Genomic DNA, 20,703 nt, shown 5'->3' with positions numbered 1-20,703 from the left:
CTGGTCGTCGGCCCTTGGGGCGCGGCGGGATCCGATGCCTGGTGCGAGGACACAGCATGCAGCATGACAGGCCCCCGACCGCGCCGATGGAACGGGTTCGTATCGACGTGGCTGTGACGGTAGCTGACCAAACGGCGGAACGCAACCGTTACGTCGTAGCGTTATAGTGGTTCGGTGGCGACAATAAAGCGCGCACCTGCCGGAGCGGCGGTGCTCCGAGGCGACATCACCGTGGCGATCCGTAACGCTGTCATGAACGAGCTGGCAGAGGTCGGTTACGGGCGGCTGTCCATCGAAGCGGTTGCCCGTCGTGCCGGGGTCGGCAAGACGGCCATCTACCGTCGATGGAGCAACAAGCTCGAAATGGTAATGGAGATAATCTCGGATGTCGCGGAACGAAAAGTTCCACTTCCGGACACCGGGAGTTTCGCCGGCGATCTGTCGCTGCTCCTGCTGATCGTCAGCACGGCGCTCCGGCACCGGATGGCGTCGCAGATCATCCCGGACCTGATGGCCGAGGCGGCGCGCAACCCGCAGATCGCCGAGACGCTCCAGCGGGCTCTGCGGACCCATCAGCAGGCCGTCGGTGAGAAGCTGATCGGTCAGGCGGTGGCCCGTGGTGAGCTGCCCGAGGGGACCGACCCGGACGTGGCCGTCGACATGATCCTCGGCCCGCTCTACTGGCGCCTCGCGGTGGCCCGGCAGCCGATCGAGGACGACTACCTGGAGAAGTTCACGGTGGCGGTCACGGCCGCGCTGCGGGCCACGGGCTGATCCGCCCGCACCCGTAAGCGCACCGGTTCGCTCCTGATCGCAACTCAGGAATCCACAGGGCGTGGGCGGTCTCTGCCGACCGGAGAGGCCGACCCCGACCGAACCGGAGCCGGAGACCATGCCCACCTCCTGTGAACCCCACGTCGACTTCACCGTGCTCGACGCCGCCTCTCTTCTCGCCATCGCCATGGGCGGCGTCGACGGCGCCCACACCGGGCCGGCGGCCGCACACCCCCGGGTGGTCACCGGTGCCGCCGTGGTCGGCGCCTGGCGCAGTCAGGACGGGTCGGTCAAGCTCCAGCTGCGCCGCGACGGCACCTACGCGGGTGAGGTGGCCGGTCGCCGCAAGCCGGCCCGGGGCACCTACCTGATCGATGGGCAGGCGGTCGTGCTGCGCGACGACTCCGGTCTGCAGACCCCGGTGCAGGTGCACGAGGGCGAGCTGGAGATGGCCGGGCACCGCCTGCGCCCCGCCGCGGCCTAAGGAGCCGTACCGGCCCGCCGATGGGTGGGAGACACCGAACCGGGGGGATGAATGCGGCACACCAGGATCGCGATCGTGCTGGCGGCGGCCTCGCTGACGCTGGGCGGCTGCGCCGCGCTCGGACTCGGCGGGGACAAGTCCGGCGACTCCTCGGCGGCCACCCAGGGCGGCAAGTCGTGGATCGTGGTCGACCAGGGCAAGGCGACCCCGTCCCCGGCGGAGTCCGTCGGCAAGGCGACCGCCACACCCGCGGTGTCGCTGTCGGCGCCGACCCCGGACCCGAGCTGCACCAAGATCTGGCCGCGGACCGAGCCGGTGATGATCCCGGTCGAGGTGACGCCGGGAGCGGGCTCGCTGACCGTCGCGTGGCCGACCCAGTTCGACTCGAACTACCGGGTCACCGCCGTGCTCCAGGACCTGGTGGTCGGTCCGCAGCCGGAGCCGGTGTGGAAGGACGTGCCGGCCGGGACGGGGTGCTCGATGAGTACCACGATCACCGGGCTGACCCCGGGTGAGGCCTACATCGTCTGGCTGGACGCGCCGAACACCGGTCGTGAGCTGGACGGCACCCCGCACCTCTACAGCGGCCGATCGGGTGTCGTCTACCCGAAGTGACGGCTCACCACTGGGCGCCGGCCCGCTCCACGAGCAGAACCTCCAGCCCGTCCGGGCCCAGCCGGTACTTTGTCATGCTGGTCAGCGCCGGCCCGTAGACGTGCACGCTCACCGCGGGGCGGCTGGAGCGGTTCTCGATCCGGTGGATGTGGTGGCTCCCGAACCGGCGGCCGGCCCCCTCGCCCAGCTCCCGCGAGACGATGCGTGGCACGCCGCCGCGGACCGACACGGTGTCCTCGTTGAGGGTCCCACCGTGCACGTGGAAGGCGCCCGCCGAGCCGCCGTGGTCGTGGATCTCGGTGGCCTGGCCGGGCAGCCAGGTGAGCAACCAGACCTCGTGATCGTCGGCCACCGCGAGACGGTGGTACCAACGCTCGACCGGATCGAACCGGGGCGCGACGGCCCACTCGGCGGCAGCGGCCGAGAAGCGCTGAGCGATGGCGAGGTGATCGAGCGTCACGAGGGGCCCCCTCTATAAAACCTATAGACCTGATAGGTTTTATCACACGAACGGCCGCCGCGTGCGCAGAACCCCGGATCCCGTGTGGCTCGAAAGAAGCTTGTTGGACTTTGCCTCTTTCTGGAGGTGGTGCGAAAAACTTCGTTCCGCAACGAGGGCGACACACTGCGTACATTAAATCGGTCGATGTGTCACCAGATCGGCCTAGCCCGATCAGCCGTTCCGCCGAAATACGCTGCTCAGACGGTCCCTGCCTAATAGTCGACGCTATATGGTGGCGAGCGCGCCCGGAACCGGCCGCCGGAGGCCCCCTCCTCCGTTGTCCCGACAACGAGGACGGACACGTGTTGAAGTCTCGCCGCGGACTGCTCGCCGCCGGCATATCCGCAATCGTGATCGGAAGTATCGGAGTCGTCTCGACTCTCAACGCGGGTGCGGAAGAGATCCCGGCGAGCCCGGCCCCCGCCGTGGCGCCGGCCGAGTCCGAGGAGCCGTTGCTGACTCCGCCGGACAAGCTGCCGTGGGGCGCGGAGCCCGAGGAGCTCGAGGTCGGCCGGGACGGCGCGAGCAGCAAGTCGCTCAAGTCGTCCGGCTTCGACGCGGCCGCTCCCGACGCGACCGGCGAGGAACTCGGCGAGGTGTACGCACCGAAGGGCCAGTCCTCCAGTGAGGACGCCCCCGAAGCCGTGCCGCCGACGCCCCCGGGGCTGACGGCGAAGGCGGCGAAGGCGACCGAGCCGGTCTTCCACTACAACGCGGCCTACCAGGACGCCGTCACCCAGGGCACCTACGCCAACCTGACCATCCACAAGCCGAAGCTGGACAAGGACGACTACCACACGCTGGCCGAGCTGGCCGTGGTGTCGGGCCGGAAGGTGGGCGACCAGACGATCGAGCAGATCGTCGAGGTCGGCTGGACCGTGGACCGGACCGTCAACAAGGACGACGACCCGCACCTGTTCGTCTTCTCCTGGGTCGAGAGCAAGCCCCGCTGCTACAACGGCTGCGGCTTCGTGCAGTACAGCAAGAACATCCGGCCCGGTGACACCCTCCCGCTGGACACCACGAAGCGGTTCGGCATCGAGTTCTCCGCCGGTGCGTGGTGGATCGCCTACGACAGCGAGTGGGTCGGCTACTTCCCGATCAGCGACTTTCCCGTCGACTTCTCCAAGACCACCCAGGTCAAGATCTTCGGCGAGGTGGCATCTCCCACCCTGGAGACCTGCACCCAGATGGGTAACGGGCTCCCCGGCACGGACACGGTGGGTACCCCCGCCCGGATCGGGAGCATCTCGCTGATCTCGGGCCCGACCGTGCAGCCCACCCTGTACACCCTCGGTAATCCCCAGTACCAGCTCGTCGGGCTCAGCGCCCGGACCTTCAGGTACGGCGGACCCGACCTGACCAAGAGCCCGAAGTGCGCGACGTCCTGAGCGACGTCCCCGCAAGTCACTGATGCCCGGTCCTCGAAAGAGGGCCGGGCATCGACGTATCCGGGTTTTTCCGGGCCACCTTTGAACCGGTCCACATGCCACGATGTACATCCGGGTGGCCGGGCCGAACCCGAGGGGAGAGCTGGCGCCGATGAAGCGACGGGTTAACCCCGACGAGCAACTGATGACCGCGCTCTACACCGAACACTATGCCGTCCTGATCAACTTCGTCTCCCGGTACGTGAATGACCGGCACAAGGCGGAGGACCTGGTTCAGGAGACGCTGTTACGAGCTTGGAAGCACATCGACCACCTCGACCCGGAACCGGGGCGGACCAGGTCGTACCTGCTCACCATCGCTCGCAACGTGGTGACCAACGCCTGGCGTGCCGAACAGCGCCGGCCGAAGCTGGTCGCCGACGAGAACGCGGTCAACTCGGTGCCGTCGGCAGACAATGTCGATCAGATGGTGGAAGGCTGGCTGGTGGCGGAGGCGCTGGAGCGTCTGTCGCCGGAACACCGGGCGGTGATCCAGCAGATGTACTACGAGGGGCAGAGCGTGGCGGACGCGGCCCGAAGACTTTCGGTGCCCGAGGGCACGGTGAAATCGCGCGCGTATTACGCCGTACGCGCGCTGCGTACCGTCTTCGAGGAGATGGGGATGCTGCGATGAGCGACCTCGACGACCACCAGACCTTGCACAGGCTGCTGGGCGGCTATCTCCTCGGTGGGCTCGACGAGACGGACACCGAGCTGCTCGACGCCCACCTGGCCGAGTGCGCGGAGTGCCGGGCTGAACTGGACCGGCTGTCACCCGTACCGGAAATGCTGCAAAGGATGCCGGACGCGCGGCATCTCGGTGGCGGCGCGGCGCTCGCGGTCAGTCCGGCCGCCAGGCCGAGCTCGCAGAACATCGAGACCCTGCTGAGCCGGATGCGTGCCGAGAAATTCAAGGAGACCCGGGTCAACCGGGCGCGATGGCTGGCCGTCGCCGCGGTCACGCTGGTCGCCGCGGCCGGTGTCACCTACGGGATCTTCACCAACAACACCACGCCGCCGGACGTCCCGGAGGCCATTCCGAGCGTGCAGTTGATCGACGCACGGTTCCAGCCGGCGCCCGGCAGCGGGCTCACCGGCCAAGCCAGGATCACCCCGAAGGCGTGGGGTGTCGAGGTCTCGCTCGACGTGACCCGGATCAGCGGCAACGGGCCGTTCCTGTGCCTGGTCCGCAACCGCGGCGGTCAGACCGAGCAGGCGGCGGTCTGGGGTGACACGCCGAACGGCGAGGCGAAACTGACCGGTGCCAGCTCGACGAAGGCGGCCGACGTCGACGCGATCCTGATCACCGACCGGGACGGCAAGGTCCTCGGCACGGCGACGGTGACCTGAGCCGGGTCAGGCGGTGTGCCGGTAGGGGACCGGGGTGGGTTCCTCGACGATCGCGTGCCGGGTGGCCAGCAGGGCCGCCCGGGCCGCGGCCGCCGAGCGGGCCGCCACGCTCGGCCGGATCCGCAGCAGTGCCTCCAGCCGGCTGGTCAGCTCGTTGCGGCTGAAGGGCTTGGCCAGGAAGTCGTCGGCCCCGGCGTGCAGCGCGGTCATGATCTGGTGCCGGTGCACGTCGGCACTGACCACCATGATCGGCAGCAGCTCGGTCTCCGGTGAGCTGCGGATCTGGCGGCACAGCTCGATCCCGGAGCCGCCCGGCATCCGCACGTCGATCAGGGCGGCGTCGATACCGCCGGCGGTGAGCCGGGCGAGAGCGGTGGCGGAGTCGCCGGCGGTCACCACGTCGTAGCCGAGCCGGTGCAGGGCGAGCGTCAGCAGCTCTCGGTGGTCGACCTCGTCGTCGGCGATCAACACGGTGGGCACGGGAACCTCCCGAAGTTTTGGCGGCCTGCCGCTACTACTGTTCGGCAACCCGACAGAACGACTGAGCGCGACCGGGAGAACGACACAGCGCGAATAGGGTGGGGGAATGCGTGCTGCCGTCTTCGCCGAACCGGGTCCCGCTTCCGTCCTGCAGATCGTCGACCGTAACCTGCCGCTGGCCGGCGCCGGGGAGGTGCGCGTCCGCATCGTCCTCTCCGCGGTGAACCCGACGGACACCGGCACCAGGGCGGGCCGTGGCGTGCCCGACGGGGTGGCCCCGCCACGGGTGCCGAACCAGGACGGTGCGGGCGTGGTGGACGCGCTGGGGGTCGGGGTGACCGACCTGGAGCCGGGTGACCGGGTCTGGGTCTGGGACGCCGGTTACGGCCGGGCTGACGGCACCGCCCAGGAGTACGTGGTGCTGCCCCGCCAGCAGGTGGTGCGGATGAACGATGACATCCCGTTCGAGACGGGTGCCGATCTGGGCATTCCGGCACTGACCGCGCACCGGTGCCTGACCGTCGCGGCCGGCGGCCCTGCCCGCCTGGCGCCCGGCGCGCTAGACGGGTGGACGGTGCTGGTCGCCGGTGGCGCGGGCGCGGTCGGCAATGCGGCGATCCAGCTGGCCAAGTGGGCCGGCGCGACGGTGATCACCACGGTCAGCTCGAAGGAGAAGGAGGTGCTGGCGTTTGCGGCCGGTGCCGACACGGTGATCGACTACCGGGCGGAGGACGTCGTGGCCCGGGTGCGCGAGGTCTGCCCGGAGGGTCCGCGCCTGATCGTCGAGGTGAGCACCGACAATCTCGACGCGGACCTGGACGTGGTCGCGCCCGGCGGCCACATCGCGATCTACGTGGGTGGCCGGTTCAGTGTGCCGAGTTTCAAGGCGATGCTGAAGAACGCGAGCCTCGACTTCGTGCTCACCTACACGACCACGCCCGAGGAGAAGGCGAACGCCGTCGCGGCCGTCACCGAGGCGGTCGGCGCCGGTGCCTTCCGGGTCGGCGAGGAGGCCGGGTTGCCGATCCTGCGCTTCCCGCTGGATCGGATCGCCGAGGCGCACGAGGCCGTCGAGAACCACGCCGTCGGCAAGGTAGTGATCGAGGTCACCGCCCCTTGAGCAGGGCGTCCGCGACCCGCTCGACACCACGGCCGTCGACCGCGGCCCATCCGCGCACGGCCAGGGCGGTCCGCTCACCCGGGTTCAGCAGCAGCCGCCGCAGCGTGGTCACGGCGTCGTCGTCGAACGCGCCGAGACGGCCCAGGCCCGCCGCGTAGCCACGGGCGATCGTCCGTTCGTACCCCCGGGTCTGATTGTCGACGACCTGGACCAGAGCGGCGGCCCGCCCGAGGCACAGCAGCTCCCACGTCGAGGTGCCGCTGGCGCTGACCACCAGGTCGGCGCCGGCGAGCAGCTCGGGCAGGCGATCGGTCGGGTCGATGATCTCGAACCGCTGGCCCTCGCCTGCCGGGACCGCGAGGAGTTCGGCGCGCAGGCTCGCGTCGGCGGCGACGACGGTCGCCTCGAAGGGCGCCGCGGTGTCCGCGAGAAGCCGCGCGACCTGCGGCGCGGCACGGTAGGCGTCGGTTCCGCCGAAGAACGCGACAACCTCGGGGGTACGGCCGGACGAGCTCACCGGCGCCGCAAGAGGCCGGAGCGCCCGCACCGACGAACGCAACAGCGCGAAGTCGAGACCGGCCAGCCGGACGTCCCCGGCGTCGAGCACCGCGTCGAGGTTCTGGTCGACGTAGATGTCGGCGTCCTGCCCACGCGGGTCACCGTCCACGATGGCCAGCACCGGCGTCCCCGCCGCACGGACGGCCTTGCTGTGCGCCGGAGGCAGCGTGTAGGAGTCGATCACGAGAGCGTCCAGCCCGAGCCGCCCGACTGCCGCGACCAGCCCCACCTCGTCATACGGTGCCGGATGCCACGGCAGCCCACGCTGCGCCAGCTGAGCCTCGGCCCAGGCCACGCCGCCCAGATCGCTGAGGAAGTGCACATCCACACCCCGCGCGGTCAATTCCTCGGCGAGTGCCACACACCGCACGAGATGCCCGACCCCGGTCCGGGCCCCCGCGTCGCACCGGATCCCGACGGCCCTGCTCATGCCTGCTCCAGGTCCTTCTGCATGATGTGCGCGTTGAGCTCGGCCAGCTCCGGCTGCCCGCCGAGCCAGTCGGCGATCTCGCGGACCTGGACCGGGGCGTCGCCGAAGTGGTCGACGATCGCCTCGATCAGCTGCCAGTCGTCCTCGGTGTCGAGGGTGAGCCGCAGGTAGGACATGTCCGGCTGCACGGTCAGCCCGATCAGGTCGAAGTCCCCGGGGTGGGTGTAGATGTACGACGTCACGTGGGTGCGGTGGTGGGCGTACGCCAGTTTGTCGATCTCCTTGAGCACCGGCGCCCGGACCACCTCGACGTCCAGGCCACGCGGCAGGGTCCGCATGAGCGACGTGGTCAGGTAGTCGACGTCGGCCGCCGCGAACACCCGGTAGGCCCGGGCGACCAGCCGCGGGTCGAGCAGCGGGCAGTCGGCGGTGAACCGCAGCACGTCGTCGACGGTCCGGGTCTCCAGCACGCCGAGGAACCGGGTGAGCACGTCGTCGACCGGCCCGCGGTAGCAGTCCACCCCGATCGCCGCGCACTCGGCCTCTACCGCGTCGTCGTCCGGCAGGATCGTGGTGGCCACCACGAGGTCGTCGACGACGCCGCTGTCCCGGGCGGCGCGGACCACCCGGTCGAGGACGGTCCGTCCGCCCAGGTGGCGCAGCACCTTGCCGGGGAGCCGGGTGGAGCCCATCCGGGCCTGAATGATGCCGAGGGTGCTCATGATCGTCCTTTTCGGATGCGATTGCGGGCGGCGCGGGCCAGGACGAGCCCGGCCTTGGCGGCGCGATAACCGAGGTTGCCGCTGAACGCGGCGATCTGTGTCCTGGCGCGGCCCAGTTCGGCCTCACGCTTCTCCAGCTCGATCTCGAAGAAGCGGCTGCGGGCCTCGGCGTCGGCGAGGCGCTGCCGCAGGGCGTCGAGCTGGATCTCCTGCTCCCGGCGGCCGGGCGATTCGGTGGCACCGGCCGGTTCGGCGGCGGCATCGATCCCGGCGGCCCCGGCGAGCACGGCGATGAGCCGGGCCACGTCGGTGACCGCGGGCCACGGGTGGTGGTATCCGCCGTCGAGCAGGGTGTGCGCGAACCGGGCCAGGGCGTCCGGCTGGTCCGGGACCACCGGGTCCAGCAGGGCGAACCGGTCGCCGTCGACCAGCACGTTGCCGGCCCCGGCCATCGGCAGCTCGGTCATCCAGCCGGTGAGCAGTTTCCGCAGCACCGGCAGGTCGTGCTGGAGAGCCGCCGTGATCAGGTGCTCCTCCAGCAGCCGCCCGTCCGGGAGCGGTTCGGTCACCGCGAGGCCGGGCCGGTCGCCGGTCGCACGCCGCAGCCAGCCGCGGTCCGGAGTGCCGATCACCTCGGTCACCGTCCCGGACGGGCCGGCGATCAGCGCGGGCGCGAGAGTCATGGCGGCCTTCCCCGGCCGGGTGGCGCGCTGGGCGACGACCAGCCAGGCCGGGGCCAGCTCGGCGCCGATCCCGCGACGCACGGCCGCGGCGGCGAGCCGCCGGGGGTCACCGAGCACAGACCTCTGCGAGTACGCCGAAGCCACCGCCCCGGCAGCGAACGCGGCGAGCGCGTCCAGTGGCCCCGAACGCAGTGTCTCCGTGGTGACCAGCAACGACGGGCTCTCCGGCAGCGGCCAGGCGGCGGCCAGCGCGGTGACCGGCAGACCGTCGGCGGCGAACGCGGCGACCAGCCGGTCCGGACGGCCGGGCACGTCGGTGAACTCGCCGAGCGGGCGCCACGCGTCACCGGTACGGGCCGCGGTCGGTGTGCCGGGATCGACGAGACGGTGCACACCCAGCTGGTTCTCGACGGTGAGCAGCAGGGTGCCGCCGGGCCGCAGCGAACGGGCCAGGACCCGGACCGACTCCGCCCAGTCCAGCGGGGTGTCCTCGGGCGAGCAGAGCCGGCCGGTGCCGTCGAGGGCGATCACCACGTCGTAGCGGTCGGCGTCGGTGAGCTTGGACAGGGTTCCGCAGAGCACCGTGACGTCCGGGAGCGCGGCGGCGTCCGGCTGCGACCGGACCAGGCAGGTCACGTCGCGGCGGTCGGCCAGCGCGCTGATCAGGCCGGGTTCGTGCGGGCCGGCGACCAGCACCCGGATCCGCCGGGGCAGGCGGTCGAGCAGGTGCCGGTGCAGGGTGCCGCCGGCTGGTGGGTGCTCCTCGGAGTACTCGGGCATCTCGCCGCCGATCATCCTGATCATGCGGCCCATCCCAGGATCGCCCGCAGCTCGGCCGGGGAGGCGAGGTAGCCGCCGCCCAGCTCGGCGAGCACGATCTCCCGGGCCGTCTCCGGATCGGGAGCGGGGCCGTGCATCTCCGGCCACTCGCGGCGGATCCGTTCAGCCGTGGGGGTGTCCTCTTTGTCCAGGTACATCGGGTCGCCGTACACCGCGGGCTCGCAACCGGCCGCGGAGCCGTAGAAGATCGCCGTGCTCAGCCGGTTGGACGCCACCCGGCGGTGCCGCCGCAGCTCGGCGAGCTGGCCGCGCAGGAAGTTCGCGTCGGTCCGCATCCGCATGTACCCGCGGTATCCGTGGCAGACGACCCGTCCGGCCCGCTCGTAGAGCGCCCGGATCCGCCGGTCCTCGAACTCGTTCCAGTACAGGCAGAACGTGATCGGCCCGTCCTCGGTCGCGGTGATCTCGTCGATCAGGCGGTGGTGGTCACCGCTGACCTTCTGGCCCTCCCACCCGTGGAACGGATACCAGATCGTCCCCTCCCGGGTGTCCGTCGTAGCCGCGTCCGGGGTGGATCGCAGCAGGTAGAGGAAGGGGGCGCCGATCACGGTGGCCAGCGGACGGCCCATCGACCAGGCACGGCGACGGGTCCGCTCGGACCATACGAAGATCGCGCTGCCGGGCGCGTACGGCGTACCGCCACCGAGTCCGTCGACCACGTTCCACCCGTGCTGGAGATACCCGTCGATGCGCGGCGGGGCGGCCGGGTCCAGTCCGCAGTACCCGGCCAGCACGTGAGCGTGCCCGTAGAAGTGGTTCCCGTGGTGCACCCGCTAGCTCCCGAGGATCCCGCGCAACGTGTCGACGACGCGGTCCTGGTCGGAGTCGCTCAGGTCGTAGAAGAGCGGAAGGGACAGCTCCTCGGCGTAGAAGGCCTCGGCCACCGGGCACATGCCGCGGCGGTACCCGAGGTCCTCGAAGACCGGGTGCCAGTAGACCGGGATGTAGTTGACCTGGACCAGGATCCCGGCGGCGTGCATCCGCTCGTAGACCTCACGGCGACGGCCGTCGAGGACACGCACCGGATAGAGGTGGCGCATCGGGTCGACCCCGGCCCGCTGGACGGGCAGGCGCAGTCCGGGTACGTCGGCGAGCAGAGCGTCGTACCGTGCGGTCAGCTCCTGCCGCCGGGCCTTGAAGGCGGAGAGCCGCCGCAACTGGGAGCTGCCCAGGGCGCAGAGCAGATCGGGCAGCCGGTAGTTGAGCCCGAACTCGTGCACCTCGTAGAACCAGCCGCCCTGGTCGGGCCGGCGGAGTTTCCCGGCTCCCTTCACCATGCCGACCGAGCGGAAGGTGCGAGCCCGTTCGAGCAGGTCGGGGCGGGGCGACGCGACAGCGCCGCCCTCGGCCGTGGTGAGGTTCTTCGTCGGGAAGAAGCTGAAGGTGGTCATGTCGGCGAGGGCGCCGACCGGCCGGCCGTGGTAGGTCGAGCCGATGGCGTGTGCCGCGTCGCCGATCAGAACCGCCCCGGCCGGTTCGGTGATCTTGCGGAGGGCGTCGTACTCGGCCGGGTGGCCGGCGTAGTCGACCGCGGTGACCGCCCGGGTGTTCCCGGTGACCAGGGCCTCGACGGCGGCCGGGTCGAGGTTGGCGGTGTCCTCCTCGACGTCGGCAAAGATCACCTTGGCGCCGAGCATGGCCGCGCCGGAAGCGGTCGCCACGAACGTCATCGGCGTGGTGATCACCTCGTCGCCCGCTCCGACACCGGCCGCCGCGTACGCCGCATGCAGCGCCGTGGTCCCGTTGGTGACCGTGACGGCCGGCGCCCCGGCGACCGCCTCGATGTCGGCCTCGAACCGCGCGACCCGCGGCCCGGTGGTGAGCCAGTCACTGCCCAGGGCCGCGACGACCGCCTCCACATCGGAGGCGTCGATCGACTGTCGTCCGTAGGGCAGCATCAGTCCTCCGCGAGGAGGTCACGCATCTCGTCGACCGAGAGCCACAGATCGTTGTTGTCCGAGCGGTAGTTGAAGCCGTCCGGAACCTCTTCGCCGCCGAGCGGGGTCTCGTAGCCCCAGCTCGCGACCACCGGCTGGACGACGTAACGGTCCTTGAACCGCAGGGTCCGGCGGCTGTCGTCGGCGGCGATCATCTCCTCGTGCAGCTTCTCGCCGGGGCGCATGCCCATCTCGTGGGTGGCCGCGCCCGGGGCGACCGCCTCGACCAGGTCCATGATCCGCATGCTCGGGATCCGCGGGACGTAGAGCTCGCCGCCCTGCATCACGTCGAACGAGTCGACGACGAACTTGACCGCCTGGTCCAGGGTGATCCAGAACCGGGTCATCCGCTTGTCGGTGATCGGCAGGCTCTTGCCCTCGTCGGCGAGCTTGCGGAAGAACGGGACGACCGAGCCGCGGGAGCCCATCACGTTGCCGTAGCGGACCACGGCGAGCCGGGTCGGGTGAGTGGCCGCGTAGTGGTTGCCGGCGATCACGATCTTGTCGGCGGCGAGCTTGGTCGCGCCGTACAGGTTGATCGGACTGGACGCCTTGTCGGTGGAGAGCGCGACGACCTTCTTGACCCCGTGGTTGATGGCCGCGTCGATCACGTTCTGGGTGCCGTTGATGTTCGTCGCGACGAACTCCGACGGGTTGTACTCGGCGGTGTCGACCTGCTTGAGGGCGGCCGCGTGCACCACGTAGTCGATGCCGTGCATGGCCCGGTCGAGCCGCTTCTCGTCACGGATGTCGCCGATGAAGAAGCGCAGACGGGGGTCGTCGCCGAACATCTGACGGACCTCGTACTGCTTGAGCTCGTCACGGGAGAAGACCACGATGCGTGACGGGTCGAGGTGCGTCAGCGCGTACTTGAGGAAGGCCTTGCCGAAGGAACCGGTCGAGCCGGTGACAAGGATCGAGGAGCCGGCGAGTTCAGACACGAGATTCTCCGGGGGTTCAGCGGGGTTACGAGGCGGAAGCATAACCAGCTCGGAACGCATTTCCAGAAGCGCGGAGAAATGCTGCGCGCAGTTCATTCTCAGTTCAGCCGGGATTGGTCGCGACGACCGGGAAGCTGCGGGATCGTAGGTCTCCTCTAAACACCCCACCCCTGGAGTAATACCGTGACTGAGCTGGTCAGACTACGCGAGGCGTTCCGTTCCGCCCTCGATCTGGCGGCCGACGAGCCCGTGGATGACCTGCGCTACCAGGACCACGAGAAGTGGGATTCGCTCGCGCACATGTCGCTTGTCGCGGCTATTGAAGATGAATTCTCGGTAATGATCGACACCGACGATGTCATCAATATGTCCAGCTTTGCCGAGGCCGTGCGAATCCTCGGTAAATACGGGGTGGACGTCAAGTGAGCGTCGCCCTGGTCACCGGGGCGTCCCGCGGTATCGGCCGGGCCGTCGCGCAGCGTCTCGCCGAACAGGGCTACCACCTGGTGCTGCACGGCCACGACCCGGAGCGGATCGCCGTCACGTCCGGTGAGATCGCCGCCAAGTACGGCGTCACCGTCGTGCACGCGGCCGGCGACATCGCCGACCCGGCGACCAGCAAGGCCCTGGCCCGGCTCGCCTTCGACACCTTCAAACGGCTCGATGCCCTGGTGGTCAACGCCGGCACGCACGCGGCCGGGATGCTCGGCATGACACCTGACGCGACGGTCGAGCGGCTCTTCGCCGTCAACGCGGTGGGTGCGGCGTACACCCTGCAGAACGCCGTCCGTCTGCTCGCCCGCGGGCAGCACCCGGCAGTCGTGCTCACCGCGTCGATCACCGGTGACCAGGGTGTCGCCGGCCAGGCCGTCTACGCCGCCTCCAAGGCCGCCGTGGCCGGGCTGACCAGGTCCGCGGCCAAGGAACTCGGCCCGCGGGGCATCCGGGTCAACGCCGTCGCGCCCGGCTTCATCGCCACCGACATGCTCGACACCCTGGACGAGGCCGGTCGCGCCGAGCGGATCGCGAGCACCGCCCTCGGCCGTCTCGGCGCCGCCGACGAGGTCGCCGACGTGATCGCCTTCCTCCTCTCCGGGCAGGCCCGATTCGTCACCGGCCAGATCATCGGGGTCGACGGGGGACTGACACTGTGAACCTGCTCCACCCCTCCGCCCGGGTCGTCGACGCCGCCACCGGCGAGACGTTGACGCCCGCACTGATCGACGCCGCCGCCGAGGAGATCGCCGGGCAGCCGATCGTCTTCCTGCCGATGCCGACCACCGTCCCGGCGGTGGCCCGCTATCTCGCGGCGCTGCGCCTGGAGAAGCCGGTCCTGCTCCTCGACCCGGACCTCGACCACAGCGCCCTGATCAGCCGCTACACCACCGACGAGGTGCACCCGGACCTGGCGCTGCTGCTCACCACCAGCGGTTCCACCGGCGACCCCAAGCTGGTCCGGCTCTCCCGCTCGGCGGTGCTCGCCAACGCCGGGCAGGTGGCCGAGAGCCTCGGTGTCACCGGCGACGACGTGGCGATCACCACGCTGCCGCTCTTCTACTCGTACGGGCTGTCGGTGCTGCACTCGCACCTGCTGCGCGGGGCGACGGTGGTGCTGGAACGCACCGGGATCATGCAGAGGGACTTCTGGGCCGCGGTCGGCGAGCACGGGGTCACGTCACTGGCGTTCGTGCCGTCGCAGTACGAGATGCTGCGGCGACTCCGCTTCGACCCGGCGCGGTACCCGTCGGTGCGTACCCTCACGCAGGCCGGAGGCCGCTTGCGGACCGATCTCGTGACCGATTTCGCCCAGCGGATGGACTCCGTCGGCGGCCGGATGTTCGTGATGTACGGACAGACCGAAGCCGCGCCGCGGATGGCCTGCCTGCCACCCGCGCGACTGGCCGACAAACTCGGCTCGGTCGGCCGGGCGATTCCCGGTGGCGCCTTCACCGTCGAGGACGGCGAGGTCGTCTTCCAAGGACCCAACGTCATGATGGGGTACGCCGAGACGGCCGCCGATCTGGCCCGGGGCGACGACCTCGCCGGCGTGCTGCACACCGGTGACCTGGGACATCTCGACGACGAGGGCTTCCTGTTCATCACCGGCCGGCTCAAGCGGATGGCGAAGGTCTTCGGTGTCCGGATCAACCTGGACGACGTGGAGAGGCACTTCCCGGTCGCGGCCGTGGCCGGTGACGACAGGCTGCACGTCTTCACCCGGGACGACGACGTCCGGGCACTCCGCAGCAGGATCGCCGAGTGGCTCGGCACCCACTTCAGTGGTGTCGACGTGCGCACGATCCCGTCCCTGCCGCTGCTGGCCAACGGCAAGACCGACTACCGGGCGCTGGAGGCGTCGTTGTGAGTGTCTTCACGCTGTCCCAATCGGATCGCGAAAAGGTTCTTCTGCCGCAACTGGTGGATCTCGTTGACCACCATCGGCGTCACTGTGCTCCCTACGATCGGATCCTCACGGCTTCCGGCGCCTCCCGCTTTTCGGGCATTTCCGAATTGCCGTGGCTGCCGGTCCGTCTCTTCAAGACGCTGGAACTGAAGAGCATCCCGGACGACGAGGTCTTCAAAGTACTGACGTCGAGCGGCACGACCGGCGAGGTAAGTCGGATTCATCTCGACAAGGCCGCCGCGGCCACCCAGACCCGCCAGCTCGGCGCCACCCTCCAGACCGTGCTCGGCCCCCAGCGCCTGCCGATGCTGATCGTCGACACCAGGTCGATCCTGAAGGACCGCCGCTCGTTCAGCGCCCGCGGCGCCGGCGTGCTCGGCATGGCCACTTTCGGCCGTGACCACGTCTGGGCGCTCGACAACGAGGGCGCTGTCGACCTCGACGGCATCCGCGGATTCCTGGCGAAGCACGGTGACCGGCCGTTCCTGATCTTCGGGTTCACCTATCTGGTCTGGCTGCACCTCTACGAGATCGCCCGGGACCACGGCCTGGACCTGGGCAACGGCATCCTGATCCACTCCGGCGGCTGGAAGAAGCTGGTCGATCAGGCCGTCTCCCCGGAGGAGTTCCGCAACCGCCTGGCGGCTGTCGGCCTCACCCGGATCCACAACTTCTACGGCATGGTCGAGCAGATCGGGACGATCTTTCTTGAAGGTCCGACGGGTGGATCGCTGTACTGCCCGGACTTCGCGGACGTCGTGGTTCGCGACCCGGAGACCTGGGCGGAGCTCCCGCCCGGAAAACCGGGCCTCCTCGAGGTGGTGAGCACACTGCCCACCTCGTACCCCGGGCACGTGCTGCTCACCGAGGACCTCGGTGTCGTGCACGGCATCGACGACGGGGACTGGCCCGGCAAACGCTTCTCGGTGCTCGGCCGGCTGCCCCGCGCCGAGGCCCGGGGTTGCTCGGACACGTATCGGAGCGCTGACGCATGAGGTTCCGTTTCGGCGTCGAGGGTGACCTGACCGCCCCCTCGGCGGACCGGCTCACCGTCGGTGACCCGCGGGTGGTCGACTTCCTCGCCGCACTGGCCCGCAGACTGCTCGCACCGGCGGTGGCCCGGCGCTTCCCGGAGCTGGGATCGCTCGGCTACTTCCTGCGGCCGGCCGAGCTGAAACGGTCGGTCGAGGCGATGACCGGGCGGCAGGACGCCCTGGTCTTCCCCCGGGGCAACGTCTTCCACCTGCCACCGGCCAACGTGGACACGATCTTCGTCTACTCCTGGGCGATCTCCGCGCTCGCCGGCAACCACAACGTCGTCCGGATCTCGTCGCGCTCCGCCGGGGCCGCCGAGGTGATCCTGGAGTCGCTGAACGCCGTCGACGCGGACCCGGTGATCGGCCGTACCCAGCGGATGGTCACCTACGGTCACGACGACAGCGTCACCGCCGCACTCAGCCGGTGGTGCGACCTGCGGGTGATCTGGGGTGGCGACGTGGCCGTCGACACCATCCGCCGGCAGCCGCTGCGACCGTCGGCCCGCGACCTCACCTTCCCCGACCGCACCTCCTGGGCGGTGCTGTCGGCTCCCGGCTGGCGGGCCGCCGACTCCGACGCCCGGCGGGCCGCCGTGGCCGGGTTCGCCAACGACGCCTACTGGTTCGACCAGGCGGCCTGCTCGTCACCGCGGACCGTCTTCCTGGTCGGCGGCGGGGACACCACCGGCATCCGGGCCGAGTTCCTGGAACTGCTGCTCGACGTCGTCGACCGGCGCGGCTGGACCGTCGACCCGGCGATGGCGGTGGAGAAGAGGGTCAACGCGTACGAGCTGGCCGCCACCGGAGCGGCCACGGCCCTCGACTTCCCGGACAACCGGCTGACCGCGATGACGCTGTCCGGTGCGGAGGCGGCGCCCCGGCGCTGGATCGGTGCCGGCGCGTTCCCGTTCGCCGAGGTCGACTCGCTGCTCGACCTGGTGCCGGCGATGAACCGGCAGGACCAGACCGTCAGCTACTTCGGATTCACCCCGGCCGAGCTGCGCGCCTTCGCCACCGAGCTGGGCGGCCGCGGCGTGGACCGGATCGTCCCGTTCGGTTCGGCGCTGACCTTCGGCGCGATCTGGGACGGCTATGACCTCAAACGCGAATTCACGAGATTGACGACACTCCAATGACGGCTCTGTCGGTAGTGATCCCGATGTACAACGAGGAAGCGGTCATCCCGGTCCTCGTCGCGAGGCTGCGGCCGGTGCTCGACTCCCTCGACGTCGAATACGAGGTCGTGGCGGTGGACGACGGCAGCGCCGACGACACCGCGAACCTGGTCGAGCGGTGCCGGCTCGACTGGCCGCAACTGCGGCTGATCCGGCTCCGGCGCAACAGCGGCCACCAGGCGGCCCTGACCGCCGGGCTGCACCGCTCGGCCGGCGACTGGGTGGTCAGCATCGACGCCGACCTCCAGGACCCGCCGGAGACCATCCGCGAGATGTTGCGGGTGGCCCGGGAGGAGAACGTCGACGTCGTGTACGGCGTGCGCAGCGACCGCACCACCGACACCGTCTTCAAGCGGAACACCGCGGGTCTCTACTACCGCCTGATGCGCCGGATCGTCGGCCCCGACCTGCCGTCCCAGGCCGGCGACTTCCGCCTGGTCAGCCGCTCGGTGGTGGAGGTGTTGCGGCGCATGCCGGAGCGGGTCCCGGTCTACCGGCTGCTGATCCCGTCGCTCGGCTTCTCCTCGCGCGCGGTCAGTTACACCAGGGAACGGCGTGCGGCCGGCGAGACGAAGTATCCGCTGCGCAAGATGGTCGCCCTCGCCTGGGACAGCACCGCCGACTTCACCGCGGCCCCGCTGCGCCTGGCCACCTGGCTCGGCATGGCCGCCTTCGCGGCGTCCCTGATCGCCATGGTCTTCGGCCTGGTGGTGTGGGCCAACGGCACCGTCATCCCGGGCTGGACCTCGCTGTTCCTGGCGGTGCTGCTGTTTGCCGCGGTCCAGCTGATCTGCCTGGGCCTGCTCGGTGAGTACGTGGCCCGCATCTACCGCACCCTGCAGAGCCGGCCCGCGTTCCACATCGGATCGGACTCGGCCGACACACCGGTGCCCGCCTCGGTCGTCCCGGCCCAGCGCACCCCGGCCACCATGCCGTGACCCGTTCCGCCCTCGGGCGGTTGCTGCCGTGGTTCGTCCCGGCGGTCACCGCCTTCGTCGTCCTGCACTACCTCGGTACCCCGGACCGGCAGATCGCGCTCTACGCGGTCTACTTCCTGGCCGCCGTCGTCCTGCCCGGCACCCTCGTCTTCCGTGCCCTGTTCGGCTCCCGCGGCAACTGGCCGGAGGACCTCGGACTGGGCGCGGCCACCGGACTGGTGGTCCTGCTGGCCGGCTGGGCTCTGGCCGCGGCCACCGGGGGCCAGGACCTGCTGATCGCCTGGCCGATCCTGATCGCCGCGGTCTTCGCGCTGGTCCCAGGCCTGCGCCGGCACTGGCGGATCAGTGCGCCAGAGCCGCTGCCGATCGCCTGGTCATGGGTGCTGGCCGCGGTGCTCACCGTGGTCGCGCTGTGGGGCGTCACGGTCTTCGAGACCAACCCGCTGCCGCCCGCGACCGGTGTCATCTACCAGGACCTCTACTACCACCTGGCGCTCGTGCACGAGATGACCCGGTCGATGCCGTTCCAGGTGCCCCAGCTCGCCGGTGACGCGCTGCGCTACCACTACCTCTCCGACGCGGACATCGCCACGGCCAGCATGATCACCGGGATTCCGCCGGTGAACGTGCTGCTCCGGCTCTGGGTCCTGCCGGTCACGGCGACCGCGGTGATGACGTTCGCGGCGGTCGGTCGCACGGCCGCCGGGCGCTGGCAGGCCGGCGCGCTGGCCGCGGCCCTCGGATTCGCCGGTCACGCCCTCACCCTGGGCAGCCCGGGTGGCCCCGTGAACGGTGGCCTCCCGGTGTCGCTGGTCAGCCCGTCGCAGACGTACGCGATGCCGTTGATCGGTCTTTTCACGCTGGCCGCTCTGGAAGCCCTGCGTGGCCGGCCGTTGCGCTGGGTGTGGGCGCTGTTGCCGGTCCTCGCCGTGGTCTGTGCGGGCGCCAAGTCCAGCGTGCTGCCGCCGCTCGCGGCCGGTGTCGGCCTGGCCGGGGTGGTGCTCTTCTGGCGACGCCGGCGGGTCCCGTGGCCGGCGGTGGGCCTGCTCGGCGTGATCGTCTTCGGGATCCTGGTGGGTCAGCGGCTCTTCGCCGGTGGTGGGGCGGGCATCCTGGCCGTGCAGCCGTTGCAGGCGCTGCACTGGGTGAAGGCCTACAGCACGACGCTCGGCCGCAACGACGGGCTCGGGCTGGGCGGCTTCCTGCTTCCCGGGATGGCGAACGCGTCGGTGGCCGGCTGGTTGTTCATCATCGGGCTGGTGGTGTGGTGGGCGCTGATGCAGGCGCCCCGCCTGATCGGCCTGGTGCTTCCGCCCTCGGGACCGGACGGCGTCGTCGACCGCGCCGAACCGGGACGCTGGCTCCTCGGCGGCATCGTGGTGGCCGGCGCCGGTGGACTGTGGACGTTCGCGCACCCGTCGCTGAGCCAGGGCTACTTCTTCACCGGTGTGCTCCCGGCCGCTGCCGCGCTGACCGCGTGGGCGCTCACCGACCGGGTCCGGAACTGGTGGATCGCCCTGGCCGGAGCCCTGGCCGGGGCGGTCTGGCAGCTCTTCGCCCCGGAGTTCGGCCCACCGGCCCGGCCGTCGGTGACCGGATGGGCGTGGGCGCTCGCGGTACCGGTGCTGACCACCGCGGCGGTGATCGTCGTGGCGATGCTGATCGCGGTGGCGATCTGGCGGTCCCGGGCGGTCCGGGCGCTGCCCGTGCTGCTGATCGCCGCTGTCGCCGGGGGCAGTGTCGCGAATGCGGTGTACCAGATCGGCGGGGGTGCGGTCACCGTCCCGCCGAAGCGGACGACGGTCACGCCGACGACGATCACGGCCGCCGAGATGCGGGCCGCCCTGTGGCTCGACCGGAACGCCGGCGACGAGGACGTGGTCGCCACCAACGTGCACTGCTCGCCGATGAAGGCCCAGGACCGTTGTGACGCCCGGGGGTTCTGGGTGGCGGGGCTGGGCGGGCGGCGGGCCCTCGTCGAGAGCTGGGGATACGCCGACGAGGCGGTGGCCGCGCACGGGCAGGGTGGGCTCACCTACACCCGGCAGCCGGCGCCGGACCCGGCGCTCTTCGAGCTCAACGAGCGCGCCTTCCGGGCGGCCGACCCGGCGGACATCGCCCGGCTCCGGGACGAGTACGGCGTGCGGTGGCTCTTCGCCGACCGGCGGGCCGGACCCGTGTCGCCGGATCTGGCCGGGGTCGCCGTGGTGCGGCATTCGAGCGGTCCGGTGACCGTCTACGAGCTGGGGTCCGGTTAACCCTACCTTCGGGTGGGCGGTTCAC

At 70.5% G+C, this 20,703-nt stretch carries 22 protein-coding genes; 14 read left to right on the top strand and 8 right to left on the bottom strand.

What is annotated here, in order from left to right:
* The first annotated feature begins 210 nt into the window (after positions 1-210).
* The 3 genes from ACFO0C_RS02260 (at position 211) to ACFO0C_RS02250 (ending at position 1,873) form a co-directional block, all read left to right on the top strand.
* A complete protein-coding gene (locus ACFO0C_RS02260) occupies positions 211-774 on the top strand; it encodes a TetR/AcrR family transcriptional regulator (RefSeq protein WP_378064969.1) in 564 nt (187 codons plus the stop codon).
* A gap of 118 nt (positions 775-892) precedes the next feature.
* Positions 893-1,258 (top strand): Atu4866 domain-containing protein, encoded by a 366-nt coding sequence (locus tag ACFO0C_RS02255; protein ID WP_378064777.1) that lies wholly within the window; start codon positions 893-895, stop codon positions 1,256-1,258.
* A gap of 51 nt (positions 1,259-1,309) precedes the next feature.
* Entirely contained in the window at positions 1,310-1,873 is a 564-nt protein-coding gene (locus tag ACFO0C_RS02250; RefSeq protein WP_378064776.1) for a hypothetical protein, read from the top strand.
* A 4-nt stretch (positions 1,874-1,877) separates the two neighbouring features.
* Here ACFO0C_RS02250 and ACFO0C_RS02245 read toward each other — a convergent pair whose 3' ends face one another.
* Positions 1,878-2,333: a cysteine dioxygenase gene (locus ACFO0C_RS02245; RefSeq protein ID WP_378064775.1), complete on the bottom strand. Its 456-nt coding sequence runs from the start codon at positions 2,331-2,333 to the stop codon at positions 1,878-1,880.
* 344 nt (positions 2,334-2,677) lie between these two features.
* Between ACFO0C_RS02245 and ACFO0C_RS02240 the strand changes: the two genes are divergently transcribed.
* From ACFO0C_RS02240 to ACFO0C_RS02230, 3 genes are all read left to right on the top strand, one after another.
* Complete coding sequence (locus ACFO0C_RS02240; RefSeq protein ID WP_378064774.1) at positions 2,678-3,766, top strand: neprosin family prolyl endopeptidase; 1,089 nt, start codon at positions 2,678-2,680, stop codon at positions 3,764-3,766.
* A gap of 151 nt (positions 3,767-3,917) precedes the next feature.
* A complete protein-coding gene (locus tag ACFO0C_RS02235; protein ID WP_093620254.1) occupies positions 3,918-4,439 on the top strand; it encodes a sigma-70 family RNA polymerase sigma factor in 522 nt (173 codons plus the stop codon).
* Positions 4,436-5,155, top strand: coding sequence for a zf-HC2 domain-containing protein (locus ACFO0C_RS02230; protein ID WP_378064773.1), 720 nt, complete (start codon positions 4,436-4,438; stop codon positions 5,153-5,155). The genes ACFO0C_RS02235 and ACFO0C_RS02230 overlap by 4 nt, the downstream gene beginning before the upstream one ends.
* A 6-nt stretch (positions 5,156-5,161) precedes the next feature.
* Here the strand turns inward: ACFO0C_RS02230 and ACFO0C_RS02225 are convergent, their stop codons facing one another.
* The gene (locus tag ACFO0C_RS02225; protein ID WP_378064772.1) at positions 5,162-5,635 is read right to left on the bottom strand and encodes a response regulator transcription factor; all 474 of its coding nucleotides are present in this window, start codon (positions 5,633-5,635) and stop codon (positions 5,162-5,164) included.
* Positions 5,636-5,741: 106 nt separating this feature from the next.
* Here ACFO0C_RS02225 and ACFO0C_RS02220 point away from each other — a divergent pair, with 106 nt between their 5' ends.
* On the top strand, positions 5,742-6,755 hold the full coding sequence (locus ACFO0C_RS02220; RefSeq protein ID WP_378064771.1) for an NADPH:quinone reductase: 1,014 nt from the start codon (positions 5,742-5,744) through the stop codon (positions 6,753-6,755).
* Here the strand turns inward: ACFO0C_RS02220 and ACFO0C_RS02215 are convergent.
* Genes ACFO0C_RS02215 through pseB form a run of 6 tightly spaced genes read right to left on the bottom strand, consistent with a single transcriptional unit; the run spans position 6,742 to position 12,908 of the window.
* A complete protein-coding gene (locus ACFO0C_RS02215) occupies positions 6,742-7,743 on the bottom strand; it encodes a PseG/SpsG family protein (RefSeq protein WP_378064770.1) in 1,002 nt (333 codons plus the stop codon). The genes ACFO0C_RS02220 and ACFO0C_RS02215 overlap by 14 nt on opposite strands.
* Positions 7,740-8,468, bottom strand: coding sequence for a cytidylyltransferase domain-containing protein (locus tag ACFO0C_RS02210; RefSeq protein ID WP_378064968.1), 729 nt, complete (start codon positions 8,466-8,468; stop codon positions 7,740-7,742). Before ACFO0C_RS02210 ends, ACFO0C_RS02215 begins: the two co-directional genes overlap by 4 nt.
* Complete coding sequence (locus ACFO0C_RS02205; protein ID WP_378064769.1) at positions 8,462-9,952, bottom strand: hypothetical protein; 1,491 nt, start codon at positions 9,950-9,952, stop codon at positions 8,462-8,464. Before ACFO0C_RS02205 ends, ACFO0C_RS02210 begins: the two co-directional genes overlap by 7 nt.
* The gene (locus ACFO0C_RS02200; RefSeq protein WP_378064768.1) at positions 9,949-10,758 is read right to left on the bottom strand and encodes a hypothetical protein; all 810 of its coding nucleotides are present in this window, start codon (positions 10,756-10,758) and stop codon (positions 9,949-9,951) included. The genes ACFO0C_RS02205 and ACFO0C_RS02200 overlap by 4 nt, the downstream gene beginning before the upstream one ends.
* A gap of 3 nt (positions 10,759-10,761) precedes the next feature.
* Positions 10,762-11,886, bottom strand: a complete 1,125-nt coding sequence (locus tag ACFO0C_RS02195) for a DegT/DnrJ/EryC1/StrS family aminotransferase (protein WP_378064767.1) — start codon at positions 11,884-11,886, stop codon at positions 10,762-10,764.
* Positions 11,886-12,908 (bottom strand): UDP-N-acetylglucosamine 4,6-dehydratase (inverting), encoded by a 1,023-nt coding sequence (pseB, locus tag ACFO0C_RS02190; RefSeq protein WP_378064766.1) that lies wholly within the window; start codon positions 12,906-12,908, stop codon positions 11,886-11,888. Before pseB ends, ACFO0C_RS02195 begins: the two co-directional genes overlap by 1 nt.
* 141 nt (positions 12,909-13,049) lie before the next feature.
* Here pseB and ACFO0C_RS02185 point away from each other — a divergent pair, with 141 nt between their 5' ends.
* The 7 genes from ACFO0C_RS02185 to ACFO0C_RS02155 are packed head-to-tail and all read left to right on the top strand — an operon-like array spanning position 13,050 to position 20,678.
* Entirely contained in the window at positions 13,050-13,292 is a 243-nt protein-coding gene (locus ACFO0C_RS02185) for an acyl carrier protein (protein ID WP_378064765.1), read from the top strand.
* A complete protein-coding gene (locus tag ACFO0C_RS02180) occupies positions 13,289-14,020 on the top strand; it encodes an SDR family NAD(P)-dependent oxidoreductase (protein ID WP_378064764.1) in 732 nt (243 codons plus the stop codon). Before ACFO0C_RS02185 ends, ACFO0C_RS02180 begins: the two co-directional genes overlap by 4 nt.
* Positions 14,017-15,231, top strand: a complete 1,215-nt coding sequence (locus ACFO0C_RS02175) for an AMP-binding protein (protein WP_378064763.1) — start codon at positions 14,017-14,019, stop codon at positions 15,229-15,231. The genes ACFO0C_RS02180 and ACFO0C_RS02175 overlap by 4 nt, the downstream gene beginning before the upstream one ends.
* Positions 15,228-16,265: a LuxE/PaaK family acyltransferase gene (locus tag ACFO0C_RS02170; RefSeq protein ID WP_378064762.1), complete on the top strand. Its 1,038-nt coding sequence runs from the start codon at positions 15,228-15,230 to the stop codon at positions 16,263-16,265. The genes ACFO0C_RS02175 and ACFO0C_RS02170 overlap by 4 nt, the downstream gene beginning before the upstream one ends.
* The gene (locus ACFO0C_RS02165) at positions 16,262-17,443 is read left to right on the top strand and encodes an acyl-CoA reductase (protein WP_378064761.1); all 1,182 of its coding nucleotides are present in this window, start codon (positions 16,262-16,264) and stop codon (positions 17,441-17,443) included. The genes ACFO0C_RS02170 and ACFO0C_RS02165 overlap by 4 nt, the downstream gene beginning before the upstream one ends.
* On the top strand, positions 17,440-18,420 hold the full coding sequence (locus ACFO0C_RS02160; RefSeq protein ID WP_378064760.1) for a glycosyltransferase family 2 protein: 981 nt from the start codon (positions 17,440-17,442) through the stop codon (positions 18,418-18,420). The genes ACFO0C_RS02165 and ACFO0C_RS02160 overlap by 4 nt, the downstream gene beginning before the upstream one ends.
* Positions 18,417-20,678 (top strand): hypothetical protein, encoded by a 2,262-nt coding sequence (locus tag ACFO0C_RS02155; protein ID WP_378064759.1) that lies wholly within the window; start codon positions 18,417-18,419, stop codon positions 20,676-20,678. The genes ACFO0C_RS02160 and ACFO0C_RS02155 overlap by 4 nt, the downstream gene beginning before the upstream one ends.
* The last annotated feature ends 25 nt before the right edge of the window (positions 20,679-20,703 follow it).

Source organism: Actinoplanes subglobosus, from assembly GCF_042650585.1.
Taxonomy (GTDB): domain Bacteria; phylum Actinomycetota; class Actinomycetes; order Mycobacteriales; family Micromonosporaceae; genus Actinoplanes; species Actinoplanes subglobosus.
Note: the sequence above shows the minus strand (reverse complement) of the source record. Positions and strands in the feature narration are given on the sequence as shown.

What these genes read in the sequence shown, in the direction of transcription:
- ACFO0C_RS02250 (WP_378064776.1), top strand. Translation starts at nt 1,310, where the DNA reads ATGCGGCACACCAGGATCGCGATCGTGCTGGCGGCGGCCTCGCTGACG.
- ACFO0C_RS02215 (WP_378064770.1), bottom strand. Translation starts at nt 7,743, where the DNA reads ATGAGCAGGGCCGTCGGGATCCGGTGCGACGCGGGGGCCCGGACCGGG.
- ACFO0C_RS02255 (WP_378064777.1), top strand. Translation starts at nt 893, where the DNA reads ATGCCCACCTCCTGTGAACCCCACGTCGACTTCACCGTGCTCGACGCC.
- ACFO0C_RS02235 (WP_093620254.1), top strand. Translation starts at nt 3,918, where the DNA reads ATGAAGCGACGGGTTAACCCCGACGAGCAACTGATGACCGCGCTCTAC.
- ACFO0C_RS02220 (WP_378064771.1), top strand. Translation starts at nt 5,742, where the DNA reads ATGCGTGCTGCCGTCTTCGCCGAACCGGGTCCCGCTTCCGTCCTGCAG.
- ACFO0C_RS02160 (WP_378064760.1), top strand. Translation starts at nt 17,440, where the DNA reads ATGACGGCTCTGTCGGTAGTGATCCCGATGTACAACGAGGAAGCGGTC.
- ACFO0C_RS02195 (WP_378064767.1), bottom strand. Translation starts at nt 11,886, where the DNA reads ATGCTGCCCTACGGACGACAGTCGATCGACGCCTCCGATGTGGAGGCG.
- ACFO0C_RS02205 (WP_378064769.1), bottom strand. Translation starts at nt 9,952, where the DNA reads ATGATCAGGATGATCGGCGGCGAGATGCCCGAGTACTCCGAGGAGCAC.
- pseB (WP_378064766.1), bottom strand. Translation starts at nt 12,908, where the DNA reads ATGCTTCCGCCTCGTAACCCCGCTGAACCCCCGGAGAATCTCGTGTCT.
- ACFO0C_RS02230 (WP_378064773.1), top strand. Translation starts at nt 4,436, where the DNA reads ATGAGCGACCTCGACGACCACCAGACCTTGCACAGGCTGCTGGGCGGC.
- ACFO0C_RS02165 (WP_378064761.1), top strand. Translation starts at nt 16,262, where the DNA reads ATGAGGTTCCGTTTCGGCGTCGAGGGTGACCTGACCGCCCCCTCGGCG.